This is a genomic window from Halorarum sp. SLYT50, from assembly GCF_059821265.1.
Genome location: NZ_CM187555.1, coordinates 2720290 through 2736466, shown reverse-complemented (window position 1 = coordinate 2736466; position 16177 = coordinate 2720290). Strand labels below are relative to the sequence as shown.

Here is a 16177-nt window from a genome sequence, read left to right as displayed (position 1 = left end):
ACCAATAGGGGGTTTGGTACACGGGATTAACACGTCGCAGTCGTGCGGTTCTCCCCGCCAGACGACCGTCGACCGCTCGTCACCGGCCGCAGACCGGTACGGTCGTCAAACACCCCGGCAGACGAGTGCAGAAGGTACTTACCCGCCGACCGGCCATGTGGGGCGTAATGAGTCGTGTCGGCGACGACGCTCCCGCGCCGAGCGCGCGTCGCGCGGGGACGAGCGACGGGAGGCGCGACGCCGTCGAGGTGAGCGTCGTCCTCCCCGCGTACGACGAGGAGGCGACGCTGGAGGGGACGGTGCGGACCACCGTCGACACCGTCGAGCGGTTCCTGCCGGCCGACGCGTTCGAGGTCATCGTCGCCGAGGACGGCTGTTCGGACCGCACCCCCGAGATCGCGGACCGCCTCGCCGTCGCCGACGAGCGGGTACGGCACTTCCACAGCGACTCGCGCCTCGGGCGCGGGGGTGCGCTGGAGTTCGCGTTCGAGCGAGCGGCGGGCGACACGCTCGTCTACTTCGACACGGACCTCGCGACGGACATGCGCCACCTCGAGGCGCTCGTCGAACGGGTCCGCTCGGGCGAGTACGACGTGGCGACGGGGTCGCGCTGGATTCCCGGCGAGCGGGCCGACCGGCCGGCGAAGCGGGGCGTGCCGAGCCGGGGGTTCAACGCGCTCGTGCGGACGGTCCTGCGCTCGGACCTCCGGGACCACCAGTGCGGGTTCAAGGCCGTCTCGCGCGAGGCGTTCGACGCGCTGAGAGACGACATCGAGGACGACCACTGGTTCTGGGACACGGAACTGCTCGTGCGCGCCCAGCGGGCGGGCTTCCGGGTGACGGAGTTCCCCGTCGCCTGGGAACCGAAGGAGGACTCGAAGGTGGACCTCGTGCGCGACGTGTTCGGCATGGGGAGTCAGGTCGTGAGGCTGTTCTGGCAGCTGTCGGTCTCCCCGCGCATCACCCGGGGGCGCACCGTCGCCGCGGGCGTCCTCCTCACGGCGCTCGCGCTCGCGCTGATGACGGTGTACCTCGACCCGAGCGAGGTGTTCGCGGCGTTCGGGGAGGCGGACCCCCGTCCGGTCGCCCTCGCGGCGGCCGTGTACGCGCTGTCGTGGCCGCTGCGCGGGCTTCGCTACCGCGACATCCTCGACGAGTTGGGGTACCACGAGACGGTCCGGTTCCTGACGGGCGCGGTGTTCATCAGCCAGACCGGCAACCTCGTGTTCCCCGCGCGCGCCGGCGACGCCGTCCGGGCGTACGTGGTGAAAGCCCGACGGGGAATCCCGTACCCGACGGGCGTCGCCTCGCTCGCCGCCGAGCGGGTGTTCGACCTGCTCACCATCACCGCGATGGCCGGGACGGTCCTGCTGGGCCTGCTGGTCACCGGGAACACGAGCGATGTCGCGGCGGCCGTCTCCGGTAGCGTCGGCGGCGACGCCGTGACGCCCGGCGCGGTCCGGACGGCCGTGCAGGTGGCCGCCGCCGTCGGCGTCGTGGCCGCCGCGGGGCTGCTCGCCATCGTCGCGTCCGCGCGGACGGAGCGCAACTACGTCCGCGCGGTCGTCTCGCGGTTCTCCTCGGACTCGTACGTCGACTACGTCGTGGGCGTGGTCGAGGAGTTCGTCGCCGGCGTCCAGACCGTCGCGGGCCAGCGGTCGTCGTTCCTCCGCGTCGGGGCCGCCTCCGTCGCCGTGTGGACGCTCGACGTGCTCACGGCGCTCCTCGTCCTCTCCGCGTTCCCCGACGCGCTCGCGGCGATGTCGCCGGTCCAGTTCCTCGCGGTGGGCTTCTTCGCCGTCTCCGTGGGGAACCTCGCGAAGGTGCTCCCGCTGTCGCCCGGCGGCATCGGGCTGTACGAGGCGGCGTTCACGGCGTTCGTCGTCGGCCTCGGCGGCGTGCCCGCGGCCGTCGCGTTCGCCGCGGCGGTGCTCGACCACGCCGTGAAGAACGCCGTCACCGTGGTCGGCGGCGTCGGGTCGATGCTCGGACTGAACGTCTCGCTCACCGCCGCCGTGGAGGGGAGCGAGGAACTCGACCCCGACGCGGACGCGACGCCGACGAACGACTGAGACCGAGGACGAGCGGTCAACCGTCGCCGAGCAGGACGGTCGGGTCGGGTCTCAGGCCGGTTTGTGCGCCTTCAACGAGAACGTGAACGGCAGGTCGTGCTCCAGTCCGGGGAGCCACCACCGGCCGTCCTCGTCGGCCTCCATGGCGTCGAAGCGCCGGAAGAACGACCACGGGTGTTCGTGCAGGAACTCGATTCGCAACCCCGCGTCGACCAGCGTGGTGACGACTTCTCCGAGCGGGTGCGCGAACCCGTGCGCGCGCCTGTGCTCCAGCCCGAATCCCTCCCCGGCGTAGCTCCCGTCGAACTCTGTGGTCGTCGCTCCCTCGTCGAAGTAGGGGTGTGCGACCCGGAGGTCGTCTGCGGTGCTCTCGTGGTGGAACGGCGCGGCGAGCGGGTGACCGTCCGCGATGTAGAACGTCCCGCCGGGGACGAGGTGCGCGGCGACGACTCCCGCCCACGGCGTCAGGTCGGGCAGCCAGTAGACGGTGCCGTAGGAGGTGAACACGACGTCGAACTCGTCGTCGAGACCCAGTTCACACACGTCGCTCTCGACGAAGCGCGCGCGGTCCGGCGAGAGGCCCACCCGGTCGCGCAGGTCGCGCGCCGCCTCGACCGCCGTCGGCGCGAAGTCGACGCCGGTGGCGTGCGCCGCGCCGCCGTCTCGGACCCACGAGAGCGTGTCCAGCCCGAAGTGACACTGGAGGTGGAGCAGTCGCTCCCCCGCGGCGTCGAGTTCCTCGCGTTCGAGGCGTCGCAGCGTCGACTCGCCGTCGAGGAACGCCTCCACGTCGTAGTGGTCGGTGTCGGGGTGGTGTTCCGCCAGTTCGTCCCAGTGCGCCCGGTTCTCCTCGACGTACTCGCGGCGGTCCATGGCACGAGTCGTCGGGAGGCGGAGATATACGTTCGGCTCGTTCGTCACAGGGTCGCACGCGGCGCTCTCGTGCGTCTTCGCTCCCCTCGGCGAGAGCCGTCCCCGACGCCCCCTACTCCGGTGGTCCGTAGAGGTCGGTCACGAACGGTCCGAGCGCGCCGGCCACGGCGGCCGCGAGCGCGTCGGTCCGGTCGACGCGCCCGCCAGTGAACGCGCCGACGGCGCCCTGTCGCCGCGCCACGTCGTCCTCGTCGAGTGCGTCGTCCATCACGGGACCGAGTTCCGCGCCGTCGCGGACCCGGCGAGCGACCCCGTCGGGGAGTCGGAGGCTCGGACCGGCGGCGGTGCCCCACCGGGTCCCGTCGGTCACCGCCGCCCACATGACGAGCAGGAGCGCGTCGTCGTCCGGACGGGACGGGTTCGCGTCCGCGTCGTCGGCGTTCTCGACAGTCTCGACGTTCCCGACGTCCCCGGCGGCCGCGAGCGGTGCGACGCCGCCCTCGATACCGACCGCCAGGTCGTATCCGGCTGCGAGGACGGCATCCGCGCGGTTCACGGCCCCCTGGCGGGTCTCGGCGCTCCCCCGCGGTTGTTCGGGGACGCCCGACGGGACCGGACACGCTTCGACGGTCGTCTCCCGGGCGAACTCGTCGTCACCGCTCGACAGCGCCCGCTCCGTCGCGTCCACTTTCACCGGGTTGCCGGAACCGACGCCTACGCGCACGCCTGTCCCGGAGTGGGGCGCGACCGAGAACCCATCGGTATCGCCCGTCGCACTCGACTCCACCGGATCGGGCTGGCGGTAACGACGACGCGCGTTTGTGTCCCCTGAAGGCTTACCCCGTCCCCGGCGCACCGTCCGCCAGCATGAGACCCACGCGACGGCGGTTCCTCGGCGGACTCGGCGCGGCCGCGGCCGGGGGCGCCGGCTGTCTCTCACCAGTGCCGACGCGCGGACCGCGCGACGACGACTCGCGGGTGCCGTCGCGGACGGACGACCCCGCGCACGCCGTCGGCGACGCGGGGGGGCGGTGGCGGATGGGCGGGAACGACGCCGGGCGGACCGGGCACGCGCCGGACGCGTCGACGCCGCGGGAGGGGGTAGGAGCGGCGTGGCTCCGCCGCCCCGGGGGCGACCCTCACGGCGCGGTCGGACCGGTCGTCGACGGGTCGACGGTGTACGTCGCGTACGCCGTCGAGCGGGACGACTCGGAGGGGTCCGAGACGCGACTGGCCGCGTTCGACGCCGCCACCGGCGAGGAGCGGTTCGTCCTCGGCGTCGGGACGGGACGGCCGACCGGGGTGGTGCTCGGTGCGGACGTGGCGTACGTCTCCCTCGGACCGCCCGGTCGGAGCGGGACGACGCTCGTCGCCGTTGACCCGGCGGAGCCTGCGGTCGACTGGCGACGGCGCCTTCCCCCGCTCACCGGCCCGCCCGCGTTCGCGGACGGGACGCTGTTCGCGGCGACGGCCGGCGGCGGAAGCCCGGAACGCGCGGAAACAACCGAGAACGCCGAGACCTCCGAGAGTACCGAGTACTCCGCGAGCGAGCGCGACGAGGCGAGCGCGCTCGTGGCGTACGACGCCGACGGGAGAGAGCGCTGGCGGGCGGCGGTCGACGGCGAGGCGTACACGGCAGCCTGCGTCGGTGCGGACGCCGCGTTCGTGGGACTGGCCGACGGCCGGGTCGCAGCGTTCGAGACCGACGACGGGGCCCACCGGTGGACGGAGCGCGTCGTCTCCCGCGACGGCTGCTGTCCCGACATCCAGGGGACGCCGACCGTCGCGGACGGCCGCCTGTACGTCCCGGGCATCGACGAGGAGGTGGCGGCCGTCGACGCCGCGGACGGCTCGGTCGTCTGGACGGCGACGGTCGTCGAGGAGGACTACGGCAACCCGGTCCCGTCGCCGGCGGTCGGCGGCGGCGACGTCTACGTGAACACCTACCACGGCGGCGTGGTGGCGCTCGACGCGCCCGACGGGGCGCTCCGGTGGCGGAGCAGCGGGGACGGGAACGCCCGCTCGCCGGCGCTCGGAGACGGGGTCGTCGTCGCCCCGATGTACGAGGCGATAGTGGGGTACGACGCCGACAGCGGCGAGCGCCTGTGGCGCGTCGAGATGGAGGTACCCGACGCCGGGATGGCGATGTACGTCATGGACCCGACGGTGGCGCTCGTCGGCGACGCCGCGTACGTGGCGCTCGAGGACGCGCGGGTGTACGCGCTCGGCGGCACCAGCGAGTGAGACGAGCAGGCGACGGGAGCGGAGAGCGACCCGCGCGGACGGACGAAGCGGCGACGGGTCGGACCCCGGAGGTTCGACCCGGGGCGTGCTCAGTCGTCGCGGTCGACGGCTCCCTCGTGAAACAGCCCCGCGAGCGCCTCGACCCCGTCGACGAGCGACGGACCGGGACGGTTGAGCAGGTCGTCGTCGAGGACGTGCACCGCGGCGTCGAGGTCCCACTCCCGGTCGGCGAGCGCGTCTGGGTCCGAGCGCTCCCCGTGTCCGCAGACGTGGAGCACGGCGTGGTCGGGGTCGGCGGCGGGCACCTCGCCGTCGGCGACGGGACGCGAGCGCTCGCCCGGTGCGACGAACGGGTAGCGCCCGCCGGCGGCCGCGACCACGTCGGGCACCCAGTTCCCGGCGGCCATTGGCGGGTCGGACCACTCCTCGCAGTAGACCACCGGCCGGTCGGACGGGTCGTCGGGGACGGCCGCGCGGACGCGGTCGACGCGGCGACGGCAGTCGGCGACGAACCGGTCGCCGGCGGCGGACCGTCCCACGGCGTCGGCCACCTCGCGCATCGAGCCGAACACGCCGTCGAGCGTGTCGGGTTCGACGTGCGTGACCGGGAGTCCTCGGTCGCGTAGGTCGTCCGCGACCGGTCGCTGGAGCGGGTCGCAGGTGAGCACCGCGTCGGGGTCGAGTGCGGCGACCCGGTCGGCGTCCGGGTCGGGCCACCCGCCGACGACCGCCGCACCGACGCGGTTCGCTGTGTGGTGCGTGACGCCGACGAGCGCGTCGGCCGCTCCCAGCGCGCGGACGGTGTCAGTCGCGCTCGGCGCGAGCGAGACGACTCGGCCGGGTTCGGGTGTCACGGACTGGTGTGGGAGACCGTCGCACAAATAGCTCCCGTCTCGCGGTTCGCCGACCGAGACACGGCGGTGAGGCGGGGCCGCACGACACCGTGGGATTTAACCGTTGGGTCGGCCTTCCATTTGGTTACGGAACCACCCAGGCGTTTTTTCGAAGCCACCTGGGAGCGCCCGCCCTCACGATGAGCGAGAAAACTCACACCAGAGACCGAACCACGGAGACGGAAACCACGGCCGACGAGGGACTCTCCTGTCCCGAGTGCGGCGGCCACGTCATCACGGACGAGGAGCACGGCGAGACGGTTTGCGCCGAGTGCGGGCTCGTCGTCGAAGAGGACTCGGTGGACCGCGGGCCGGAGTGGCGCGCGTTCGACGCCGCGGAGAAGGACCAGAAGAGCCGGGTCGGCGCCCCGACCACGAACACGATGCACGACAAGGGGCTGTCGACCAACATCGACTGGCGCGACCAGGACGCGTACGGCCGGTCGCTCGGGTCGCGCCAGCGCCAGAAGATGCGTCGGCTGCGCAAGTGGAACGAGCGGTTCCGCACGCGCGACTCGAAGGAGCGCAACCTCAAGCAGGCGCTCGGCGAAATCGACCGCATGGCCAGCGCGCTCGGCCTCCCGGACAACGTCCGGGAGACGGCGTCGGTCATCTACCGGCGCGCGCTCGACGAGGACCTCCTCCCGGGCCGCTCCATCGAGGGCGTCTCGACGGCCTGCACGTACGCCGCCGCCCGGATGGCGGGGGTCCCGCGCTCGCTCGACGAGATCGCTGACGTCTCGCGGGTGAGCAAGGACGAGGTGGCCCGGACGTACCGCTACGTCGTCCGCGAACTCAAACTGGAGGTCAAGCCGGCCGATCCCGAGCAGTACGTCCCCCGGTTCGCCTCCTCGCTCGGGCTCTCGGACGAGGCAGAGATGCGCGCGAAACAGCTGTTGAAGAACGCGAAGGAGCAGGGCGTCCACTCGGGCAAGTCGCCGGTCGGCCTCGCGGCCGCCGCGGTGTACGCCGCCGCCCTCCTGACCAACGAGAAGACGACGCAGGCGGCCGTCTCGGAGGTGGCGGACATCTCCGAGGTGACCATCCGCAACCGCTACCACGAACTCCTCGAAGCCGAGGAGGGCCTCGTCACCTGAGACGACCCGCCGGCTGACGCCGCCGTCCGTCGTCCCGCGACCTCGACACGCGCGAGCGGCGCGGCCGTCCCCGAGCGAGTTTTCACGCGGCGCGCGGAACGCGGGGCATGGACTTCGACTCCTTCCGCCTCGCGGCGGCGACGGCCGACCCGACGGAGGAACCCGCCGCCCGCGAGCACGCCGACTGTGTCGAGTTCCGGATGGACCTCGCGGACGCGCCGCTCGACGCGCTCGCGGCGTACGACGGGACGCTCCCGCTCCTCGTCACGAACCGCGCGACCTGGGAGGGTGGAGAGGCGCCCCCGTACGGTCGGCTGGACGCGCTCGCGGACGCCGTCGAGTACGAGGCGGTCGCGGCCGTCGACGTGGAACTGGCGACGTTGCGCGGCAGAGCGACGGGGACGAACGACGTCGCCGTCGCGGACCTCGTGGCGCGCGCCCGGGAGCGTGACGTAGCGGTCGTCGCCTCCGTCCACGACTTCGCGGGGACGCCCGACCCGCGGACGCTCGACGCACTCCTGTCTGCTGCGGCGCGAGCGGGTGACGTCGGGAAACTGGCGACGACGGCGCACGGCCGCGACGACGCGCTCGCGCTGCTGTCGGCGACTCACCGGGCGACCCGCCGCGGCGAGACGGTGGCGACGATGGCGATGGGCGAGGCCGGCAAGCACACCCGTGCGGTCGCTCCCGTCTACGGCTCCCGCATCGGTTACGCGCCGGTCCGGGCGGACGCGGCGACCGCCCCCGGTCAGTACGACCTGGCGACGCTCCGCGGTCTCGTCGACGCGCTCCGGTGAGCGCGCGAGCGGGAGCGGAGAGCAGCACCAGAACCGGCGGCGGCGGGGCCTCACGCGGACACCGAGTCGTCGAGAAGCGCGGCGAGGCGCGCGCCGGCGGGGGTCAGCGCGTACCCCGCCCCGCGCTTCTCCACGAGGCGGCCGCGGAGGCGTCCGAGGTGGTAGTTGAACCGGCCCGTGTCGTCGACGCCCAGCCGTCGGGAGAGGTCGCTGAACGACACCGGGTCGGGGTCGGCCGCGAGTTCGCGGACGATTCGGAGGCGGGTCTCGTCGCTCAGCAGGTCGAACGTCGACGCGAGCGCCGACCCGTCGGTTCCGTCGGCGTCGCCCCTACTCCTCGCCATCGAGGAGCACCTCTGCGATCTCGACCGCGTCGACCGTCGGCCGACCGTCGTCGCCGCGGGTCCACGAGAGGGCGGGGCGGACCCGGTACGACTCCGCGCCGTCGCCGACCCGGAGCGTCGCCGCCTCGCCGGTCGCGAGCGTCGTGTTCACCCGCTTTCGCGCCGACGCGTCGAAACTGTTCGCCTCCCCGACGCCCTTCCCGCGCCTCACCGCGACCACCGTCACCGCGAGCCCGTCCGGTCCGGTTTCGAGCGCCACCCGGAGCGGCACCTCGTACGCCTCGCGGTCGTCGAGGAACGGGAAGACGAGCGTCGCGTCCTCGGCGCTGGCGAGCGTCTCCATCTCCGCGTCGAGGTCCGACGGCGTCTCGGGGCGCTCGGGGCGGGGCGGCACGTCGACGCCCGCGGCGCCGAACGACGACGCGAGCGCGTCGTACACCCTGTCCTGAATCCCCCGTTCCAGCCCCGTCGCGAAGCGGTCCCAGCGGTCGTCGTCGCCGCGCCCGTCCGGGTCGTGAGAGCCGTAGGGACCGCCGGCGTACCGGCGCTCGTCCGGACCGCGGGGGGCGCCGCTCGACGGCCGGTCCGGACCCTGGGGTGCGCTCGGAGCCGACGGGCCGGGCGCATCGGGCCGCGCGAGTCCCCGGTGGAGTACCTCCTCCCACGAGAGGTCTAGTTCGCGCTTGCGGTGTTTCATCCGCTCGAACACCTCGTCGTCGTCGATGGTTATCCGGACCTCTCGACTCATACTGTGAGTTCTATCCATCGAAGTATATAAATCTGCCCCTTATAACTCACATTAGACTCACATAGCGGACGATATCGGGACGCTCGGCACGGCCGAGGCTGGCGGGTCGGACGGGCGCGAAACGACCGAGAGAACGCGAGGTCAGCGGTGGCGAGGGGAAAAGGGGAGAGCGTCCGCGTCCGACTACTGTTCGATGATGCTCTCGTCGACGGCTTCCCCGAAGTGACGCGCGACGTCCTCGTAGAAGACGAGGGCCTCGTCGCCCGCTTCGAGGTCGGTGACGGCCGTGCGCCCCTCGCTCGTCGCCACCTTCACCGTCTCGGCGTTCTGGACCAGCGTCGCGATGCGGTCGACGCCGTCGTCCGTCTCGACCTCCGCGCTCACGCGGAACATCGGGCGCTTCTCGATCTTCACCCGGCCGACGATGGCGTCGCGGGTCTTCCCCGTCGTGTCGACCACCTGGACGCTGTCGCCGCTCCGGAGTTCGCTGAGGTACTTCGTCCCGCCGTCGGGCGTGCGGACGTACGCGTGGACCGCCCCGGCGTTCACACGGAACGGCCGGGAGGCGACGTACGGCGAGTCGGCCGTCTCGGCGTGGACGAAGAACAGCCCCCGCGACATCGACCCGACGAGCATCCCCTCGTCGTGGTCCATGATGCTCCCGGTGTCGACGCAGACCCGGTCGGCCGACCCCGCTCGCTCGACTTCGGTGACCGTGGCGTAGGTGAGTTCGAGCGACTCGCGGGCGGCCTCGTCGCGCACCTCGACCGTCCGCCGAATCTCGTCGGGGTCGTCGGCGTCCAGTAACACCCCCTCCGCCCCGAGTTCGAGCGTCTCGAAGGCGGTGCGCGCCTCGTCGGCGCTGGTGACGCCCGCGACGAGCGTCGTGTCGTCGCCGATGCGGGCGATGAGGTTCTCCAGCGGGATTATCTTCCAGTTCTCCCCGACCGTGACGAGGAACTCCGCGTCGGCGGCGGCCGCCTCGGCGAACGCCTCGTACTCCTCGTCGAAGATGCGGACGTACGCCCCCTGCGCGCGGTTGTCGCCCCGACGGAGCGTCGTCAGGTCCGCGGACCCCGAGAGGTCCGACGGGAGTTCGACCGTCCCGTCCCCCTCGCCGTCCTTGCCGACGATGTACGCGTCCGCCGTCGCCGTCTCGTCCCCGCCGTCCTCGACGCCGAGTACGTCCACGTCGGCGTCCGAGCGGAACGCCGCGACGTTCACGTCGCCGAGTTCGCGCACCTTCCCCACGTCGCGTTCGTCGACGAGCACCCAGTCGACGCCGGCCTCCAGCCCCGCGGTTATCCGTCGCTTCCGCCGGTCCCAGTCCCCCACGCCGTCGTCGGCGCGAAGCCAGACGCTCCGCTTTCGTTCCATTGTCCCCTCCCTCTCGGTGGGCCCGCTTGAAGTTGGCGGATACGGCGGAGCCACCGGAACCCGCCTCCGGGTCGCGTCGTCCCTCCGTACGGTGGCCGTCCGCTTCGGCCTCGACGGGACGCTCTGCGTCCACGAACCCCGACGACTTGTTCGGCGAGGCGTTCGCGGCGGCCGGCGTCGACCGTACTGCGACGCCGCCGACCGGAACGGCGCGGACCCGAGCCACACGCTCGACTCGTCCGCCGCGCTGGAACGACTTCTGTGGTCGGCGCCGTCGCCCGCGGGTCGCCGTCGGAACGACCCGACTGCGGCGACGTGGGGAAAGTATATCACGGATACTGTCAGCGCGGAGAATTATATCACGGCGGCCGTCCCGGGAGGGGACATGCATCTGCGCGGACGACGCGGCGTGGACCTCCTCGGGAACCGTCAGTTCAGGCTGCTGTTCGGCGGGCGCGCGGTGAGCCTCGCCGGCGACGCCCTCTACGCCGTGGCGGCGACGTGGCTCGTGTACGAACTCACCGGGTCGACGGCCTACACGGGACTGGCGAGCGCGCTCGCGGCCGCGCCGGGCGCGTTCCGGGCGTTCGTCGGGCCGCTGGTGGACCGGGCGCGCCTCGAACGCGTGCTGGTCGGCGCGGAACTCGCACAGGGGCTGGTCGTCCTCGTCGTCCCGCTCGCGGCCGGCGTCGGCGCGCTCTCGACGTGGGTCGTGCTCGCCACCATCCCGCTCGTCGCGCTGGTCGGACAGGCCGGCCCGCCCGCGCAGAACGCCGCGCTCCCGCGCGTCGTCGACGGCGACCGCCTCTCACGGGCCAACACCGCGTTCCAGGTGGTCTCGCGCGGCGTCGGGTCGCTCGGCAGGGTCGTCGGGGGCGCCGCGGTGGCGGCCGTCGGCGCCGTCGCGCTCTACCTGGTGAACGCCGCCACGTTCTTCCTCGCCGCGGCCGCGTTCGGAGGGCTCGCGGTTCCGGGGGCCACCGGAGGAGAGGGGACCGACGGGGAGGCGGCCGCGGACGGTGGAGCGGCCGAATCCGACAGGGGTGCGGACGAGTCGGTCGAGTCGAACGAATCGGCTGACGGCGCCGCGGGCCTCCCGTCGCTCGCGGAGTACGTCGCGGAACTCCGCGAGGGAGTCGCGGTCGTCCGCGGGTCGGCGGTGGGCGCGATGGTCGCGGCGGTGAGCGTCGTGACGCTCGGCGGGAGCCTCGCGGTCGGCGTCATGCCGGGGTACGCGGACGCGCTCGGGGCGCCGGCGGCGGCGACGACGCTCGGCCTGCGGGGAGTCGGCGGCGCGGCCAGCACGTACGGGCTGCTCGTCGCCGCGAACGGCGCCGGCGCGTTCGTCGGGTCGCTGCTCGCCACCCGGTTCGAGGACGTCCCGTTCGGCCGGGTGACGGCCGCGGGCTTCGGCGCCAGCGCGCTCCTGTGGGCCGCCGGGGTCGTCGCGTCCGAACCGCTCCCGACGGCGGTGCTGTTCGCGCTGGCGTACGTGCCGGCGGGCGTGTACAACGTGCTCGTCCTCACCGTCGTCCAGACGGGCGTGCCGGACGGGTTGCTCGGGCGGGTGACGGCCGTCGTCGGCACCGCGACGAGCGTCGTCGCGCCGCTCGGAACGGTCGTCGGGGGCGTCCTCGGCGAGGCGGTCGGCGCGGGCCGGGTCGTCACCGCGGCGGCGCTCGGTTTCGCCGGCGTCGCGGCCGCGTGGGCGCTCGTACCGGCGCTCCGGCGGTTCCCGCCCGCGAGCGAGGTGGAACCGGGACGGTTCGAGACGGCCTGAAACGGATGTCGACGCGAGAGGGAGAACGGGACAGGCGTCGCACCCGGTCGGGTCTGCCGAGGTCGTCGGGTCGGACTACCCGTCCAGTCCCGCGTCGTCGAGCGCGTCCCCCGCCGTCGCGTCGTCGTGGACGACGGCCGAGACGGCGCGCGTCATGGCCTCCGAGTCCTCGTGCTGGAAGATGGTCCGACCCATCGAGACGCCGGCCGCGCCCGCGTCCATCGCGCCGCGGACCCGCTCCAGCGTCTCGCGGTCGCCGACGGGCGACCCGCCGGCGATGATGACCGGCAGGCGCGTCGACGCGACGACGTGTTCGAAGCTCTCGGCGTCGCCGGAGTAGGCCGTCTTCACGAGGTCCGCGCCGCACTCCTCGGCCAGTCTGACCGCGTGGCCGAGGTACTCGGGGTCGTGTTCGGGGTCCTCGCCGGCGAGGTTCGCCCCGCGGGCGTACGTCATCGCCAGCGTCGGGACGCCGTAGTCGCTCGCGTCTTCGGTCAGCGAGGCGAGGAACTCCATCTGCTCGGGTTCGTAGTCCGAGCCGACGTTGATGTGCATCGAGACGGCGTCCGCGCCCGCGCGGATGGCCCCGGTCACGGTGCCCGTCGGACGCTTGTCGTTCGACTCCGGCCCGACGACGGTGGAGGCGTTGAGGTGGACGAGGTAGCCCGCGCCGTTCTTGTTCGGGTGGACGCGCGGCGCGATGCCCTTCTGGGTGAGGACGGCGTCCGCGCCGCCGCGCGTCACGGAGTCGATGGTCGATTCGATGTCCTTCAGGCCGTCGACGGCCCCGAGCGTGAGCCCGTGGTCCATCGGGACCATGAGGATACGGCCGTCCGTGGAGATGCGGTCGAGTCGAGCGGCGAGTCCTGCGTGTTCCATTGTGCGAACCTCTGGCAATCGTGGTAAAAGGGTTTGCGAACGGTTCCGCCTCAAGAGCCTTCGGTTCGCGGCGGACGTCGCGCGGCACCGCGCTCCGTGCCCGCCTTCAGTTCGCGCGCCAGCGCCTCGAGGCGGTCCGCCACGTCCTCGACGGGGGCACCCTCCTCGTGGCCCTCGGCGACGATGTCGACGAGCGCGGAGCCGACGATGACGCCGTCCGCGCCGGCGGCGACCACCTCCTCGGCCTGCTCGCCCGAGGAGATGCCGAAGCCGACGGCCTTGGGGAGCGAGACGTCCGCCAGCCGGTCGAGCGACGTCGCGGTGTCCGAGGAGACGTCCGCGCGCGTGCCGGTGACGCCGAGGCGCGCCTGCACGTAGAGGTAGCCCGACGAGAGCGCGACCAGTCTCTCCAGGCGCTGCTCGTCGGTGGTGGGCGCGACGATGGATATCAGGTCGAGGCCGAACTCGTCGCACGCCTCGCGCAGCGGTCCCGCCTCCTCGGCGGGGAGATCCGGGACGACGAACCCCGAGAGACCCACTTCGGCCGCCCGCTCGACGAACGGTCGCGGGCCCTGGTCCTCGCCGAACTGGTACATCAGGTTGTAGTACGTCATGCAGACGAGCGGCGTGTCGGTGTCGAGGTCCCCGACGAACGCGAAGAACCGCTCGGGCGTCATCCCGCCCTCCAGCGCGCGGACGATTGCCCCCTGAATCGTCGGCCCCTCCGCGACCGGTTCCGAGAACGGAAGCCCGAGTTCGATGACGTCCGCGCCGCCCCGGTCGAGCGCCCGGACGTACTCGAGCGACGACTCGTAGTCCGGGTCGCCGACGGCGAGGTACGGGACGAACGCCGGCCCGTCCGCGAACGCGTCGTTCAGGTCGCTCATCGGCTCCCCTCGAGCCCCTCGAACACGTCCATCTCCGGCGCGTTCGACAGGTCGCGCCGGTCGGTCTCCTCGATGACCGATTCGAGGTCTTTGTCCCCCCGTCCCGAGACGTTCACGACCACCAGGTCGCCGAGGTCCTCGTCGCCCTCGCTCGCCGCCTCGAGGTACGCGAGCGCGTGCGCCGACTCCAGCGCGGGGATGATTCCCTCCGACTGCGAGAGCCGGTGGAACGCCTCCAGCGCCGCGTCGTCGTCGACGTTGACGGGCGTGACGCGCCCCTCGTCGACCAGCGCTGCGAGTTCGGGGCCGACGCCCGCGTAGTCCAGTCCCGACGAGACGGAGTGAGACTCCACAATCTGCCCGTCGTGGTCCTGCAGGAGTTTGGTCCGTGCGCCGTGGAGCACCCCCTCGCTCCCCGTCGAGAGCGACGCGGAGTTGGGCGCGACGCCCGTCTCCTGATCGACCTCGAGGGAACTGCCGCCCGCCTCGACGGCGTACAGGTCGACGCCCTCGTCGCCGACGAACTCGTGGAACGTCCCCATCGTGTTCGACCCGCCGCCCGCGCACGCCAGCACCGAGTCGGGGAGACGACCCGCCTTCTCGACTACCTGCTCGCGCGCCTCCTCGGAGATGACCGCCTGGAAGTCCCGGACCATGGTCGGGAACGGGTGCGGGCCGACGACGGATCCGATGACGTAGTGGGTGTCCCCGACGTTCGTCGCCCACTCGCGCATCGTCTCCGAGATGGCCTCCTTCAGGGTGCCGCGTCCGGCCGTCACCGGGACGACGTCCGCCCCGTTGAGGCGCATCCGGAACACGTTGGGACGCTGACGGTTGATGTCGCGCTCGCCCATGTACACCTCGCAGGGGAGACCGAGGTGCGCGGCCGCCATCGCCGTCGCGGTGCCGTGCTGGCCCGCGCCCGTCTCGGCGATGACCCGCTCTTTGCCCATGTACTTCGCGAGCAGGACCTGTCCCAGCGCGTTGTTGAGTTTGTGCGCGCCGCCGTGGAGCAGGTCCTCGCGCTTCAGGTACACCTCGGCGTCGTACCGTTCGGAGAGACGGTCCGCGCGCTGGAGCGGCGTCGGTCGCCCGCCGAAGTCGGCGAGGCGCTCGCGGAACTCGTCCACGAACCCGTCCTCGTTGTGCAGGACGTACCGCTCGTAGGCGTCGGTCAGTTCCTCGATTGCGGGCATCAGCACCTCGGGCACGTACTGGCCGCCGTACGCCCCGAACTTCCCGTCGCCGGCGTCGCTGCTCATGGCTCGCCCTCCGTGCCGGCGGTAGTAAAGCGCCGCGTGTTCGCGGCCACGTCCCCCGCCTCGCCCTCGGCGTCCATGATGGCCGACCCGACGAGCAGCGCGTCCGCGCCGGCCGCGCGCATCCGTCGGGCGTCGGCCGCGGTGGTGATACCGGACTCCGCGACCAGCGTCACCCCGTCGGGGACGTCGGGCGCGACGGACTCGAACGTCGAGAGGTCGACCTCCAGTCTCGTGAGGTCGCGGTTGTTCACGCCGACCAGGTCCGCGCCGGCCGCGAGCGCCCGCTCCAGTTCCGCGGCGTCGTGGACCTCCACGAGCGGCTGGAACCCCCGCTCGCGCGCCGCGGTCACCATCTCCGAGAGGTCGTCGCCGAGGAACCGCGCGATGAGGAGTACGGCGTCCGCGGCGACGACGTCCAGGTGCGCTTCGCTGAGGAGGAAGTCCTTCCGGAGCACCGGTACGTCGACGGCCGCGCGGACGCGTTCGAGCGCGGCCGCCGAGCCGCCGAAGTGCTCGGGTTCGGTCAGGACGGAGAGCGCCGCCGCGCCGCCGTCGACCATCGCCGCCGCCAGTTCGACCGGGTCGTCCGCGCGCGTGCCGTCCGTCGTCGGACTCGTGGGCTTCACCTCGGCGACCACCGGAACGCGCCCGTCCGCCTCCGCGTCGGCGAACGCCGCGGGGAGCGAGCGGGCGTCGACCGAGCGTCGCTCGTCCCCTCCGGGGCGCGCCCTCGCCGCGTCGAGGATGGAGCGCACCGCCGGCGCGACCTCGTCGTGTGTGTTCATCTGTGTTCACTAGTGAGCATATCCGTACATAAGAGTTGCGTCGGCGACCGGGGGTGGTGGGTCGCGCGGACGGCGAGCGGCCCGACGGGAGCGTGAGCGCGACGACGAGGCCGCCGCGTTGAAGCCGTCGCCGCGTCTC

At 72.7% G+C, this 16177-nt stretch carries 15 protein-coding genes; 5 read left to right on the top strand and 10 right to left on the bottom strand.

Translation table 11 applies throughout. The features are described 5' to 3' along the window. Positions 1-167 precede the first annotated feature (167 nt). The gene (locus AC6RUA_RS14345) at positions 168-2072 is read left to right on the top strand and encodes a flippase-like domain-containing protein (RefSeq protein WP_499813678.1); all 1905 of its coding nucleotides are present in this window, start codon (positions 168-170) and stop codon (positions 2070-2072) included. A gap of 51 nt (positions 2073-2123) precedes the next feature. Here AC6RUA_RS14345 and AC6RUA_RS14340 read toward each other — a convergent pair whose 3' ends face one another. Both AC6RUA_RS14340 and AC6RUA_RS14335 read right to left on the bottom strand, forming a co-directional pair. Further along, positions 2124-2945, bottom strand: coding sequence for a class I SAM-dependent methyltransferase (locus AC6RUA_RS14340; protein WP_499813677.1), 822 nt, complete (start codon positions 2943-2945; stop codon positions 2124-2126). A 112-nt stretch (positions 2946-3057) separates the two neighbouring features. Next, entirely contained in the window at positions 3058-3669 is a 612-nt protein-coding gene (locus AC6RUA_RS14335; protein ID WP_499813676.1) for a DUF84 family protein, read from the bottom strand. Between the two features lie 143 nt (positions 3670-3812). Here AC6RUA_RS14335 and AC6RUA_RS14330 point away from each other — a divergent pair, with 143 nt between their 5' ends. Further along, entirely contained in the window at positions 3813-5189 is a 1377-nt protein-coding gene (locus tag AC6RUA_RS14330; RefSeq protein WP_499813675.1) for an outer membrane protein assembly factor BamB family protein, read from the top strand. Positions 5190-5278: 89 nt separating this feature from the next. On the opposite strand, the gene AC6RUA_RS14325 is transcribed toward AC6RUA_RS14330, so the two are convergent. After that, positions 5279-6043: a helical backbone metal receptor gene (locus AC6RUA_RS14325; protein WP_499813674.1), complete on the bottom strand. Its 765-nt coding sequence runs from the start codon at positions 6041-6043 to the stop codon at positions 5279-5281. Between the two features lie 179 nt (positions 6044-6222). On the opposite strand from AC6RUA_RS14325, the gene AC6RUA_RS14320 reads away from it, so the two are divergent. Both AC6RUA_RS14320 and AC6RUA_RS14315 read left to right on the top strand, forming a co-directional pair. Further along, positions 6223-7179, top strand: coding sequence for a transcription initiation factor IIB (locus AC6RUA_RS14320; RefSeq protein WP_499813673.1), 957 nt, complete (start codon positions 6223-6225; stop codon positions 7177-7179). A gap of 107 nt (positions 7180-7286) precedes the next feature. Beyond that, on the top strand, positions 7287-7976 hold the full coding sequence (locus AC6RUA_RS14315; protein ID WP_499813672.1) for a type I 3-dehydroquinate dehydratase: 690 nt from the start codon (positions 7287-7289) through the stop codon (positions 7974-7976). 50 nt (positions 7977-8026) lie between these two features. Here AC6RUA_RS14315 and AC6RUA_RS14310 read toward each other — a convergent pair whose 3' ends face one another. The 3 genes from AC6RUA_RS14310 to AC6RUA_RS14300 form a co-directional block, all read right to left on the bottom strand. Then, a complete protein-coding gene (locus tag AC6RUA_RS14310; RefSeq protein ID WP_499813671.1) occupies positions 8027-8320 on the bottom strand; it encodes an ArsR/SmtB family transcription factor in 294 nt (97 codons plus the stop codon). After that, positions 8307-9068, bottom strand: coding sequence for a hypothetical protein (locus AC6RUA_RS14305; protein WP_499813670.1), 762 nt, complete (start codon positions 9066-9068; stop codon positions 8307-8309). The genes AC6RUA_RS14310 and AC6RUA_RS14305 overlap by 14 nt, the downstream gene beginning before the upstream one ends. A 183-nt stretch (positions 9069-9251) precedes the next feature. Continuing rightward, positions 9252-10445 (bottom strand): 3-dehydroquinate synthase II, encoded by a 1194-nt coding sequence (locus AC6RUA_RS14300; protein WP_499813669.1) that lies wholly within the window; start codon positions 10443-10445, stop codon positions 9252-9254. A gap of 385 nt (positions 10446-10830) precedes the next feature. Between AC6RUA_RS14300 and AC6RUA_RS14295 the strand changes: the two genes are divergently transcribed. Next, positions 10831-12225 carry an MFS transporter gene (locus AC6RUA_RS14295; protein ID WP_499813668.1) on the top strand — a complete coding sequence of 465 codons (1395 nt, stop codon included), beginning with the start codon at positions 10831-10833 and terminating at the stop codon, positions 12223-12225. 75 nt (positions 12226-12300) lie between these two features. Here AC6RUA_RS14295 and AC6RUA_RS14290 read toward each other — a convergent pair whose 3' ends face one another. From AC6RUA_RS14290 to trpC, 4 genes are read right to left on the bottom strand one after another with little or no spacing between them, the layout of a single operon-like run. Then, on the bottom strand, positions 12301-13104 hold the full coding sequence (locus AC6RUA_RS14290; RefSeq protein ID WP_499813667.1) for a 2-amino-3,7-dideoxy-D-threo-hept-6-ulosonate synthase: 804 nt from the start codon (positions 13102-13104) through the stop codon (positions 12301-12303). Positions 13105-13154: 50 nt separating this feature from the next. Continuing rightward, positions 13155-13991 carry a tryptophan synthase subunit alpha gene (gene trpA, locus AC6RUA_RS14285; protein WP_499813666.1) on the bottom strand — a complete coding sequence of 279 codons (837 nt, stop codon included), beginning with the start codon at positions 13989-13991 and terminating at the stop codon, positions 13155-13157. Then, positions 13988-15253: a tryptophan synthase subunit beta gene (gene trpB / locus AC6RUA_RS14280; RefSeq protein ID WP_499813665.1), complete on the bottom strand. Its 1266-nt coding sequence runs from the start codon at positions 15251-15253 to the stop codon at positions 13988-13990. The genes trpA and trpB overlap by 4 nt, the downstream gene beginning before the upstream one ends. Then, positions 15250-16038: an indole-3-glycerol phosphate synthase gene (gene trpC / locus AC6RUA_RS14275; RefSeq protein WP_499813664.1), complete on the bottom strand. Its 789-nt coding sequence runs from the start codon at positions 16036-16038 to the stop codon at positions 15250-15252. The genes trpB and trpC overlap by 4 nt, the downstream gene beginning before the upstream one ends. Positions 16039-16177: the final 139 nt, after the last annotated feature.